Origin of the sequence: Tenacibaculum profundi (assembly GCF_052050075.1) — a bacterium.
Taxonomy (GTDB): domain Bacteria; phylum Bacteroidota; class Bacteroidia; order Flavobacteriales; family Flavobacteriaceae; genus Polaribacter.
In genome coordinates, this window is sequence record NZ_CP197225.1 from 3,286,331 (window position 1) to 3,299,321 (window position 12,991).

At 31.5% G+C, this 12,991-nt stretch carries 8 protein-coding genes and 1 pseudogene; 5 read left to right on the forward strand and 4 right to left on the reverse strand.

Going from position 1 to position 12,991, the window contains the following annotated elements; genetic code table 11:
* Positions 1 to 472: 472 nt before the first annotated feature.
* The 5 genes and pseudogenes from ACSIGE_RS13300 (at position 473) to ACSIGE_RS13320 (ending at position 8,268) form a co-directional block, all read left to right on the forward strand.
* A pseudogene (locus ACSIGE_RS13300) lies at positions 473 to 2,433 on the forward strand (protein-disulfide reductase DsbD family protein).
* Positions 2,434 to 2,593: 160 nt separating this feature from the next.
* Positions 2,594 to 4,549: a YgiQ family radical SAM protein gene (locus tag ACSIGE_RS13305; RefSeq protein ID WP_440880362.1), complete on the forward strand. Its 1,956-nt coding sequence runs from the start codon at positions 2,594 to 2,596 to the stop codon at positions 4,547 to 4,549.
* A 49-nt stretch (positions 4,550 to 4,598) separates the two neighbouring features.
* The gene (locus ACSIGE_RS13310) at positions 4,599 to 5,243 is read left to right on the forward strand and encodes a porin family protein (protein WP_440880363.1); all 645 of its coding nucleotides are present in this window, start codon (positions 4,599 to 4,601) and stop codon (positions 5,241 to 5,243) included.
* 279 nt (positions 5,244 to 5,522) lie between these two features.
* Positions 5,523 to 6,158: a hypothetical protein gene (locus ACSIGE_RS13315; RefSeq protein ID WP_440880364.1), complete on the forward strand. Its 636-nt coding sequence runs from the start codon at positions 5,523 to 5,525 to the stop codon at positions 6,156 to 6,158.
* A 244-nt stretch (positions 6,159 to 6,402) separates the two neighbouring features.
* Positions 6,403 to 8,268, forward strand: coding sequence for an Ig-like domain-containing protein (locus ACSIGE_RS13320; protein WP_440880365.1), 1,866 nt, complete (start codon positions 6,403 to 6,405; stop codon positions 8,266 to 8,268).
* A 43-nt stretch (positions 8,269 to 8,311) separates the two neighbouring features.
* Here the strand turns inward: ACSIGE_RS13320 and ACSIGE_RS13325 are convergent, their stop codons facing one another.
* From ACSIGE_RS13325 to ACSIGE_RS13340, 4 genes are all read right to left on the reverse strand, one after another.
* Positions 8,312 to 8,851, reverse strand: a complete 540-nt coding sequence (locus ACSIGE_RS13325; RefSeq protein ID WP_440880366.1) for a sigma-70 family RNA polymerase sigma factor — start codon at positions 8,849 to 8,851, stop codon at positions 8,312 to 8,314.
* A 539-nt stretch (positions 8,852 to 9,390) separates the two neighbouring features.
* Entirely contained in the window at positions 9,391 to 11,583 is a 2,193-nt protein-coding gene (locus tag ACSIGE_RS13330) for a DNA/RNA helicase domain-containing protein (protein ID WP_440880367.1), read from the reverse strand.
* Positions 11,583 to 11,912, reverse strand: coding sequence for a nucleotide pyrophosphohydrolase (locus ACSIGE_RS13335; RefSeq protein WP_440880368.1), 330 nt, complete (start codon positions 11,910 to 11,912; stop codon positions 11,583 to 11,585). Before ACSIGE_RS13335 ends, ACSIGE_RS13330 begins: the two co-directional genes overlap by 1 nt.
* A gap of 224 nt (positions 11,913 to 12,136) precedes the next feature.
* On the reverse strand, positions 12,137 to 12,826 hold the full coding sequence (locus ACSIGE_RS13340) for an AAA family ATPase (RefSeq protein WP_440880369.1): 690 nt from the start codon (positions 12,824 to 12,826) through the stop codon (positions 12,137 to 12,139).
* Positions 12,827 to 12,991 lie beyond the last annotated feature (165 nt).

A 12,991-nucleotide genomic window follows, 5' to 3' on the forward strand; every position in this document is an offset into this window, starting at 1 on the left:
ATTACTAATTTTTAAAAATACTAACAAAATTTTGTGAAATTAATTTTATCACTTTGATTTTGTAGTGAAGGATTGATAGTTTTGTTTTAAAAACAAAGCAAAACTAAATAATTAATTTTAGTTATATATAAAAGTTAACAGAATAGATAGCTGGTTTATGTTTTAAGGTGTCTTTTTTAGTGTGAAAATTTTTATGAATTATTCTTGCAAGGTGTTTATATTATTAGGAAGTATTTTAAGTAATAAAGGGCAGAAGTATTTATTATGTAGTATGCAAACATAAATCGTATAACACGATTTTGAGTTAAAATTTCATTTTTTAGTATTGTAACTAAGATTTGGCAGTTTTCGTAAGAAGTTGTCTTAGTATATTACGGCTGAAATTTTAAAATAACCATAAATTAAAAAATATTTATTTATTTTAAAATTTTATTTAATTACATTTATCGGATAATAAAAGCAAAATAGATAGATGAAATCAATAATAAACGTTCCCCTAAAAAGTAGTATTAAATTTATACTTGTTTTATTATTCATTACTTTTTCTAACAAAGGATTTTCACAAATATACGAGCCTGTTAAATGGAAGGCTTCTGTTGAAAAAATATCAGAATCAGAGTACAACCTTGTAGCAACTGCCATGATAGAAACGGGTTGGCATATTTATTCTCAGAATGTAAAACAAGGAGGTCCTATTCCAACAACATTCTTTTTTACTGAGAATAAAGGTTTCAAATTAATAGGAAAGGTTACAGAAGAAAAAGGGCATACTGTTATGGATGAAACGTTTAATATGAAAGTTAAATCTTTTTCAAACAAAGCATCTTTTAGGCAAAAGGTACAAGTTCAGAAAGGAACTCAAAAAGTTGAGGGATCAGTAGAATTTATGGTCTGTAGAGAAACACAATGCTTACCACCAACAGAGATTGACTTATCTTTTGATTTGACGAAAGCTAAAGCTCTTAAAAAAAAAAAGACAGTAGCACCGAAAAAGGTTTACTAGCTATATTTTTAATAGCTTTTCTTTCAGGATTTGCAGCATTGTTAACACCTTGTGTGTTTCCAATGATTCCTATGACTGTTAGTTTTTTTACAAAACAGAGTAAAAATAAATCGCAGGGTATAAGGAATGCCATTATCTATGGGGTTTCTATTATTGTAATTTATGTTGTTCTTGGTTCTATTGTTACAGGTGTTTTTGGAGCAAATTCTTTAAATGCTTTATCTACTAGTGTTTGGTTTAATTTGTTGTTTTTCTTTTTACTAGTTGTTTTTGCCATTTCATTTTTAGGAGCATTTGAAATTACCTTACCCAGTTCTTGGGGAACGAAAATCGATACGAAAGCAGATAAAGGAGGTTTAGTAGGCATTTTCTTTATGGCACTAGCTTTAGCGATTGTATCTTTTTCATGTACAGGTCCGATTGTAGGGACATTATTAGTTGAATCAGCTTCAAAAGGAGGACTTGCTCCAATTGTTGGTATGTTAGGATTCTCAATGGCTATAGCACTTCCATTTACTTTATTTGCAATTTTCCCTGGTTGGATGAATTCTTTACCAAAATCTGGAGGATGGTTAAATACAGTGAAGGTTGTTTTGGGTTTTTTAGAATTAGCATTAGCCTTTAAATTTTTATCAAACGCTGATTTGGTTCTGCAGTTGCACTTTTTGGAGCGCGAGGTTTTCTTAGTCATATGGATTGCTATTTTTGGAACACTTACTCTTTATTTATTTGGAAAAATTAGACTACCACATGATGACGCTTTATCACATATTTCTGTAGGAAGGTTAAGTCTTGGTTTGGTTTCATTGTCTTTTACATTATATATGTTACCAGGCTTATGGGGAGCCCCTTTAAATTTAATAAGCGCATTTCCTCCACCTCAGAATTACAGTGAATCTCCATATGGAGTAGGGTATCAAAAAGCGAGCTCAGTTTCTGTTTCTAAATCAAATGATTTTCAAGCAACGTTACCTGATGGAGCGCATTTAATGGCGCCTCACAATATACTAGCATTTAACGATTATGACAAAGGTCTGGCTTATGCAAAGCAGGTAAACAAGCCCGTGTTGATTGATTTCACTGGACACGCTTGCGTGAATTGCAGAAAAATGGAACAAAATGTCTGGGTGAAGGATAAAGTATTATCAGTGCTGAAGAATGAGGTTATTTTAATTTCCCTTTACGTAGATGATAAACGAGCTTTAGAAAATGATGAAATTGTAGCGTCAAAATTGCGCCCGGGAAAAAAGTTAAGGTATATTGGTCAAAAATGGAGCGAACTACAAACCATAAAATATAAAACAAATTCACAACCGTATTATGTTTTAATGGACTTAAATGAAGAAAATTTAATCGATCCTGTAGCTTATACACCAGAAGTAGATGAATATTATAACTGGTTGAAAAAAGGGATAAGCTCTTTTAAATAGTCAGTAATTAAAATATTGATTAAAAATACTTTCTATAGATAGAAAGTATTTTTTGTTAGCTTACTTTAATAGTCGAAAATAAAATAATTTAAAGACGTTATTTTAATGTTTCATAGTAACAACAGTAAATTAAATCAAAACAACGTACCTTTGCACTGGTATGAGAATTAGACGACTTTCAGATTGGTTACCTACCACAAATAAGGAGGTAAAGTTAAGAGGATGGGATGAATTAGATGTAATTCTATTTAGTGGCGATGCGTATGTAGATCATCCAGCTTTTGGACCAGCTGTTATTGGTCGAATTTTAGAAAGTTATGGACTACGAGTAGCGATTGTTCCACAACCAAGCGTTCATGATAATTTACAGGACTTCATTAAATTGGGTAAACCCCGATTATTTTTTGCTGTAACCGCGGGTTGTATGGATTCTATGGTAAGTAACTATACAGCAAGTAAACGGAGAAGAGATAAAGATGCATATACACCCAACGGAGACAAAGGGTTTAGACCAGATTATGCAACTTCGGTCTATACAAAAATCTTAAAAGAAAAATTTCCAGAGGTACCTGTTTTAATTGGAGGAATTGAAGCCTCTTTGAGGAGAGTAACGCATTACGACTATTGGTCTAATAAATTAATGCCCTCTATTTTGGAAAGCTCTGGAGCTGATATGCTGGTGTATGGTATGGGAGAACAGCCACTAAGAGAATTGGTAGAGCTTTTGCAAAAAGGAGTTCCCTTTTCAAGTTTAAAAACCATCAAACAGACCGCTGTTTTATTAGAAGATGGAGAAAAAATTCCCAAAAATAAAAACTGGAATGATATTGAAATTTCTTCACATGAAATCTGTCTGAAAGATAAAAAAGCATATGCCTCGAATTTTAAAATAATAGAACAAGAGTCTAATAAACTTTACGCAAGAAGAATTTTTCAAGCGGTAGGAGACAGGAAATTAATGATCAATCCACCGTTTCCAACGATGACAGAGAAAGAAATCGATGGTTCTTTTGATTTGCCTTACACAAGAATGCCGCATCCTAAATACAATAAGCGGGGTGCAATTCCGGCCTACGAAATGATTAAATTTTCAGTTAATATTCATAGAGGCTGTTTCGGGGGATGTAGTTTTTGTACAATTTCAGCACACCAAGGAAAATTTATAGCTAGCAGAAGTAAAGAATCGGTTTTAAAAGAAGTCGATGAATTAACTAAGATGGATGATTTTAAGGGATATCTTTCTGATATTGGAGGTCCCTCCGCAAACATGTATCAAATGAAGGGAAAAGTACAAGCAATATGTGATAAATGTGTTGCACCTTCTTGTATATCACCAGTTATTTGTAGTAATTTAGATACCTCACATAAACCGTTAACAGAGTTATATCAGGCTGTTGATAAGCATCCAAAAGTAAAAAAGTCATTCATAGGAAGTGGGATAAGGCATGACATGCTGGTACCTGAATTTAATAAAAATGCAGACCATAAGGAATTAGATGCCTATACAGAAGAAGTAATGTCAAAACATGTTTCAGGTCGGTTAAAAGTAGCACCAGAACATACTTCAGACCCCGTTTTGAAATTAATGCGAAAGCCTTCTTTTTCATATTTTCATAAGTTTAAGGAACGATTTGATAAAATAAATAAAAAGAGGAAGTTGAACCTTCAACTAATACCTTATTTTATATCAAGTCATCCAGCTTGTGAGCCAGAAGATATGGCTAACCTCGCTGCTGAGACAAAAGATATGGGGTTTCAGTTAGAGCAAGTACAAGATTTTACACCCACACCAATGACAGTAGCTACTGTTATTTATTATAGCGGATACCATCCTTACACTTTAAAAGAGGTAAAAACACCTAAAACAAAACAAGAAAAGTTAGATCAACATAAATTTTTCTTTTGGTATAAGAAAGAAAATAGAAAATGGATTAAGGATAAATTAACTAAAGTAGGTCGTGCTGACTTATTAAAAAAATTACTCCCAGAAGACGCATCGTGGCGAAAGAATTCACCGAGAAAAGCAAAGAACACATTTGATGATGCTATTACTTTTAAAGAGCATTCAAAATCACCAAGAAATAAATCAAGAAGATTAAAAAAGAAAAGAAGATAGTTTTACTTTTAATTTATATATTTGCCCCGAAATTGTTAAATTAATTATTATGAAAAAGCTATTAGTTGCTATTAGTATTACTATTTTATCTTTTAATTTTCTTAAAGCACAAGAAAAAGGAGACATCGAGTTAGGAGGAAATATTGGTGTTAATTTTTCGAATGTAACGCTTGGACGAAATACTTTTAATAATAGCAATCTAAGTACTGATCATACTACAGGGTTCAATATTGCTTTAACTGGAGAGTATTATTTCTCAGATCGTTGGGGAATTAAAACAAAACTTATTTATGATCAAAAAGGATGGGGTAATGGATTCTTAGATAATTATGATACAGGAGAGCGTGTTATTTCAGATTATGAGCTAAGTTATTTTACGATACCAGTTTTAGCGAATTGGCATTTTGGGTCAAATAGAAATTGGTACCTAAATTTTGGTTTATATGCCGGGTTTTTAATTGATGTTAATTTAAAAGATATCTCTACTAATATTGAATTAATGGAAAGCTTTGAGACGACAGATATTGGTTTAGCCTTGGGTATTGGATATAAGTTTCAGATAAGTGAAAATACACGTCTTTTTTTTGAATTTGATGGTCAAAGTGGTTTCAATTCCATTAATAAAGAAAATAATGGAGAAAATATAACAAACAGCAGAAGTTCTATTAACTTTGGTGCGCTGTTTTTCCTTTAAAAAAGTTAGTATACATTACTCACACCATAAAGTATATAAAATATAACCCCATTTTTTATGGGGTTTTTTAGTTGGCAAGAAGTCAACCTTTAAAATCTATATCTAAATAGGAATCATCAAAAAAATCTAAAATGAATAGGTGTTCTGCTCATAAAAAAAATAAACCATTAAATTTATCATGGCTAATTATAAATAAAAAACTGAATAGAGGAAATTTGTTTATTGTTTGTTTTTGTCAAATTATTATTTTTGATCTGCATTTAAAAAGATTACGCAGTAATGAAAGTTATTTTTCCCTTTTTCATGAGTATTATGATACCGTTTTTATCATATGCACAGCAAGATAATGTTGAGGTTATAGATGCTCAACGACCTACTTTAACAGAATCGTATTCGATTATTACACCAAATAAGCTACAATTTGAAAATGGATTGGATTTTTTTAATCATTTATCAGGTGTTCATTTTACTACTTTTTTAAGAGGTTCTATAACTAATAAAATAGAACTAAGAGTCGCTACTGATTATACAAGTTTAAATACAGCAGGCGTAAAATTTATGGTGATGAATCCTGAAAATACAAGTTATGGTATAGGTACTTCTTTTATTTACAATAGAGATTTAGTAAGTAATAAGAATGATTTCAGGTTGGCAATGTCCAAAAGTTTTAAAAATATATTTGTCAATTATAATCTTGGATATATTGATAATTTTTACAACATATTTTTAATTGGTACTCCTATTGGAAGTATGTTTGAATACTTTATCGAATATTATAACGACAGTGTTTTAAATCGTATTCATTCTGGTATTACATGGATCCCTCATAAAGATATTCAATTTGATATTAACGGGGGCTGGATGGATACTGATTCATGGTATGCAGGTATAGGTGTTTCATTTAGAATAAGGTAGAAAAAGTAAATATTAGATAGCACTTTTTGTGTTTGAAGAATAATAGAAAACTCTTTTTTAGGTCATATTTTAGTTGATCTGTTGGTTTTAATTAGAAGTATAATTTAACATATTAAAAATAGGAGCTTTCAATAATGATTTAAATTATTATCTTTGAGTAATTTAACCCCCCCCCCCCCCCACGTATAATATAATTAGTAATCACTAAAGAAACTTATTGATTGCAATTTTAAAAATATTTAGTATGTTAAATGTAGGGGTGTTCTCTTTTAAAAGTGTTAGGTTAGAATTCAAATCTTTAGTTATATTCTTAACACTATTTGTAAATCAAATAATCGTAGGTCAAATAGATCATTATAATGTTAGCACGGGGTATCGTGGATATGGCAATGAGAACGTAAATCATACCACCAATGTTGTCCTATCGTCTAATCTTCTCAATTCTTCAGCTCCTAGTGGGGGATATCGACTTTCATTTTCTTGGGCAGCCAATAATGGGCAAGAGGGAGAGGCTTGTTACTCAGGTGGAGAAAGCGCTTCTCTAGCTTTTCAGCTATTTGTAAATGGAATTGAATTTTGGTGGGCAAAAAGTCCAAGTAATCAGAATAGGGAGTCGGGAGATAATCAAGTTCGAAATGGTGCTAGTTGGGTTTCTGGTACAACAGGAAATTGGAATATGACTTGTAAATCACTTGCTCAAAATCCTAATATTTCTGCTGAGATTAGACTACCAACATGGGTTAATAAAATATCAAGTATTCAACTAAAATTGCACACTGTGAATCCTAATGGAAGAGGAGCTGATGATGGTATTTTAAGGTTGAATAGTGTTTTTAGAGGAAATGTAACAGGGGGTACTTGCGTTACTCAAACAGAAAATCCAAGAGTTGATACTGGATATCAGGGATATGGTAATGAAAATGTAAATCATACTACCAGTATTCCGCTATCTTCAACTATTACAAGTTCAACAGCTCCTTCTGGAGGTTACAGACTTCGATTTTCTTGGGCCGCGAATAACGGTCAAGAAGGAGAGGCATGTTATTCAGGAGGACAAAGTGCTTCACTCGCTTTTAGATTATTAGTAAACGGAACGGAGTTTTGGTGGGCGAAAAGTCCAAGTAATCAAAATGGAGAATCAGGTGATAATCAAGTTAGAAACGGTGCAAGTTGGGTTTCTGGAACAACCGGTATATGGCCCATGACCTGTAGGAGGTTAGCTCAAAATCCCAATCTTACTGCAGAAATACGTTTACCTAGCTGGGTAACCTCTATCAATAGAATAGAGTTAAAGTTAAATACGGTAAATCCTAATGGGAGAGGAGCTGATGATGGAATTTTAAGACTGGACAATGTTACTTATTGTCGTAAAACGAATACAACCAGCGCTGTAAACGATGGTTATAGTACTGACTACAATAGTATTTTAAAAGGAAATGTATTAGATAATGATAGTGATCCAGAAGGAAATACACAAACTGTAAGAAGCACTCCGGTAACCAACCCAAGTAAAGGGAATGTTGTTTTAAGCTCCAATGGAGATTTTACATATACACCAAGTCAAAATTATTCAGGAACAGATAGTTTTCGTTATCGAGTATGTGACAACGGAAACCCTCAAGCCTGTGATGAGGCAACAGTGACCATTACTGTAAGAAATTTTTCACCTCCCGATTACGCACCAACAATATATACACAAACAACTGTTGTTAATGGAAGTTCAGCTAATATTGATTTTGTTGTTGCTTTCGCTGAATCAAATGGAAATTTACCTAATATGGTTGATGCCATTGAATTTAGAATTGTAAACAGTAATACTTACACTTTAGACTTTGATACTGATTTGCTAGAATTGAATGGATATACTCTTAATAATTCTGACTGGGTATATACATTAGATGGCGGTTTGCATAAATTTGAATATAGAGGAAATGGAGGTGTTTTTCCTAGGAATTCATTGTCATATGTAGGAATAAAAGCCGTTTTTAATTCACCCAATAATTCTCAAGGAGAGGTGCCCTTAAAAGTAACGGTTAAAGGAAGCTCTGGAGGGCAAACCAATACCGTCAATGATAACGATCAGGACGTGATACGTTATAAAAATAAATAGGGGAAATTCAATTTGAAAATAGTTGGTAAATGATCACAATTTGTTACTGGCAAATTTTACAGTCATCTTTATCCTGAATTTCACCAACTAATTTGCCATTTTTATTCATAACAAAGCCGCAGCAATCCATAAACCCTTGTGCTATTAATTTTCGTGCTCTTTGGATTTGTGATTTCGTAGCAGCTAAACTTTGATTGAGTTGTTTAGCAATTTCCTGTTGCTTGAACCCTTTAATATCTGATAGAAATAGGGGCGTACGATATTTTTTGGGGAGATTTTTTAAAATAGCTCGCAAACAGTCTTGTTCAGTATGAGCATGATTTTCCTCCTCAGATGTTTCCTCAACATTGTGCGGGGTAGCTTTTTGACGGGACGTTTTAAAATAATCAATGATTGAATTTCTGGTAATACTAAAAATCCAAGGTTTTAATTTGGTGATGTCTTTAAGTGTATGAAGTTTTGTATGAATTTTTATAAACGTATCTTGCAGAATATCATCTGTAACACTTTGATCTTTTACTTTACTAAAGATAAAACGTTTTAAATCATCTGAATAGTTGCGCCAAACTTGTTTTGTTGTCATTCTATAAATTTACAAAAATACCGTTTATCAAAGCCAAATAGCTTTGATAAACGATGTTTCACACCATTTGATTACGATTTTAGTAATTAATTATATCGGGTGTTGGTTAACAATTACAATTAGTACACGTACAGTTAGTGCAGGTACAATTTTTACAGCTACCATTTGCACATCCATCACAGTTGCAAGAGCATTGATTTTTAAAGGTCATAATTATTGTTTTTATTATTCATATAATAGACGTATACTTTTTTAAAAAGATGCATTTAAAATAAATTTTTTATAGATTATTTTTTGAGAAAGTCGTTAAACCAGCATTTTGTTATGCTTATTGTATTTTGATATTAGTAGCTATTTTATTGTTAGAAAGTATATATGAAGTAAAGAAAGTAATCAAATTGACTAGAGCAAGTTTATTTAACAAAAGGAGGTAGCTATTTTATTGCCTCGTATAGTGAGTGTATTTTTAATATTTCGTGTATGGTGTCTTAGTAGTTCGAAGAATACTTTGAATAAAACACATTGTTATATTTTGGTTTTTAGTCTATTACACATTCAAAGATTCCTATTACTTTAAATGTAGACAAATCTTCATCTTTCAGTACTATATTTTTATATGAGCTGTTAGTAGATAAAGGTTTTAAAATAATCGATTGATGTTTCCAACCATCTTTATCTTCATATTTTTTACTTTCATATTCTTTAACTGTATAACATGAACCGAAATCGGAGTCATACATATTGGAGTTTTCAACTAAGACTATTTTACCATTTCTCGAACCTCCTGAATATTTTCTGAATAAGCATAATGCACCATTTGGAATTATCTTGTTCATAGACTCACCAATTACTTGACATGCAAATAAGTCTTTACTAGGTTTGATTTTTTTAGGAATTTTTAGCCATTCCATATCTTTTACTTGTTGTAATTTACCAAATACACCTGCTGCCACTTTTATGTTATAAAGTGGAATTGAATTTTCAAAAGGCTTGATATTACCAGTTTTTAATAATGTTTTGCTTTCATTCTGATTGGCTTTGTGTTTGTGTATAAAAAAATCAAAATGAGCTTTTAATAAGGGGTCACATACGTAAATGTACGTGCCTTTTATCCCCCTAAGCATAATAGTTTTGTATATATTTATAATAAAAGCTTTTAGTTCATTTGGGTCTTTAATGGATTGCTTCCCGTTTTTATCATAATAATTTTCTTCTTTTACTATAATTTCTTGTTTATCAGGGTCAAATGAAATTTCATTTCCGAAAATTATCCCAGAATAATTTAAGTCATAGCCTTGAGTAGTGTGTATACAGCCAACTTCATTAATTGCACCATCTGAATTAATCCAGTCATTTGATGTACCGTTCCATTTTAGGTGAACATCATTTATTTTGATATCAAAAGCATTTTTGTCTTTCTTTGATTTCCATTCCCATGAGTAACCAGCAATTAGCCTTGAAAGCCCACTTTCTTTATCACGTAGTTTTATTTGTTCAATCATAGTTTCTATTGAATCGAATAGAGTAAATTCGTACTCTTTAGAATTGAATTTTGCAGAGTCTAGATTTAACTTATTATTTAATAGAGAGTCTATGTACTCAACATAAGCATTTCCACCCTTTACTCTGAACTGAGATTTTAATTTTAGAATAGCGGTGTTTTTATCTTTTTTGATTAGGTCAAATTGTTCTTTTTTTACATCAGATGGCTTAATTGACTGTCCTTGATCATAGAATAATACAGTATGCTTAGATTGCATGGTTACCCAGTCCAATTCACTTGCATTATATTTATCAAGATCAAGTACTAGACAAGCTTTATCAAAAGCCCCGAAATAAGTGCCTAAGTTCACTCTTCTTCTTAACCTGTGGGACTCATCAACTACAAGTAAATCATATTTTTGTTTACTTACTTGAGCAGGCCCAATAACCATGCTGGCACTAAGTCCTTTTATACCTTTAAAAACTTTTTTTAATGTTGCTCTGAATGAGGTCATTGGTACAACTAATGCCATTTTAGGATCTGGAAGTATTTTTTTTATCTGATTAACTAAATCTAGATAAGTGTTTTCTTCTGCACCGAACTCTTTAAAACTAAAATCCTCTAATTGATTTGAAAGCATTTTAAACAAGAAAATGGCTAAAATTGTTTTACCAGTGCCAGCGCCTCCTTCGACAATAGTATTATTATATTTTTCTTTAGCAAGATTCTGTAAAATTTGAAGTAAACCTTGACTTTGTTCTTTAGTTAAACTTTTATAAGGTGAGTATTTAAAGAGGTCAGAATTGTTAATATGTTCTATTGAATGTTTAGATACTCCTTTTGATCTGAGTTGATTCCAAATCGTGTTAAAAATATCCCAGTATATCTCTTTTTTTTGATAATAATTGTGATTAGCAAGTCCAAGGTTTCCATTTAACAGAGTGAACTCATTATCCCCAGACATATATTTTATCAGATTGGATTCTATATCAAGGGTAGCAGATTTATTGAACTTTTCGCTTGTGATTAAATGGACAGATGAAAGTTTACTTTTAGTTTTATGTTTTAAGTGGGCTTTCATTCTAGAATAGGCATCAGTAGTCTCTCCAATATACGCTGTTTTGGTTTCGCCATCACTTAAAATGTAAACTAGGGGCCAAAGGTCTTTAGCAAAATGATTTGTGCTTAAATCTTCAAATAGACTGCTCTCAAAGTCGTAATGATTTATTTTAACTGGAGTTTTATTCATTAAAGCTCATTGTATTTTTTTGCAGTTCCTTTAGCTTTTTCCACGGGGTATTTTTCTGCGTTTTTCTTTATTTTGTCTAGTAGTATATTTTTGACATTAAACCCATATTTTTCAGCTAGCAGAAGTGAATAAGCAAGAACATCAGCTAATTCTTCTTTTACTTTTTCTTTATCTGCTTCTTCATGAGATTTCCATAAGTAGTTTTCTAAAAGCTCACCTGCTTCAATATTAAGAGCTAACGCGAGATCTTTTGGGTTGTGAAACTGCTCCCAATCTCTTTCATTTCTGAATTTAATCAGCGCTTCTGTTATTTCTTTTATGTCACTCATATTTTTTTGTTATTATTAATGAAATAAACATTTCGGTTATGATTAGTTCGGGATTAAAAGTAAAAAACTTTCCCGTTAAGAAACTTCCCAGAACTTTTTATTTTTTTAATTTTTTACTTTAAATCTGAATTTTAAAATTTGGCAATCTTTATTAATTAGCACAAAATTTGAGATCCACTTATTAACTTTATTATTTATATTGTCAGCTGTAGTTTTTAATTTTGTTATTTTTTAAATAACTCATGGAGCATTTTTTTAGGATTTTCTAGAAATGCTTTAGTTATTCTATAATGTTCAGTATCCTCATATTTTACTCTTGAGATTTTTTTGTCATTAAATTCATAGATAGTTGCCTTTGGATAGGCTAATAAAATTGGCGAATGGGTTGCTATAATAAATTGAGAAGAATCTGATGTTAAATCATTCATTCTTCTTAATAACGCAAGTTGACGAGTTGGAGAAAGAGCTGCTTCAGGTTCATCAAGTAGATAAATCCCTTTTCCTCCAAATCTATGAATCATTAGAGATAGAAAGGATTCCCCATGAGACTGCTCGTGCAGCGATACGGAACCGTAAGAATCAATAATTCGTGGACTACCTGGTTCTTTGTCTAAGTTTTCAATATTTGTAGCAACATTGAAGTAACTTTCGGCCCTTAAAAAATATCCATCTTTGGGTCTTTTATGAGATTTCGAAATTCTTAAGTATTCATTAAGATTTGAATGTGAATTACGTGTATTAAAGTTGAAATTTTTTGAGCCACCTTCAGCATTAAAACCCAACGAAACAGCTAGAGCTTCTAATAATGTTGATTTTCCACTACCATTTTCTCCTACAAAAAATGTAACTTCTTTACCTAACTTTAAAGAGTCAAGTTCACGTATTGCTGGAATTGAAAAAGGATAGCGTTCCATATTTTCAATTTTATTCCGTTTTAAAGATACTTCTATGATATATGGCAAGTTTTTCATTATAGCTAACTGGCGGATACACAAATTAGTATATGTTTCCATTACAAATATACTATTATTTGGAAATCAGAATATTTTGTTGTAAGCCAGTACTTTATGTTTTTTTAC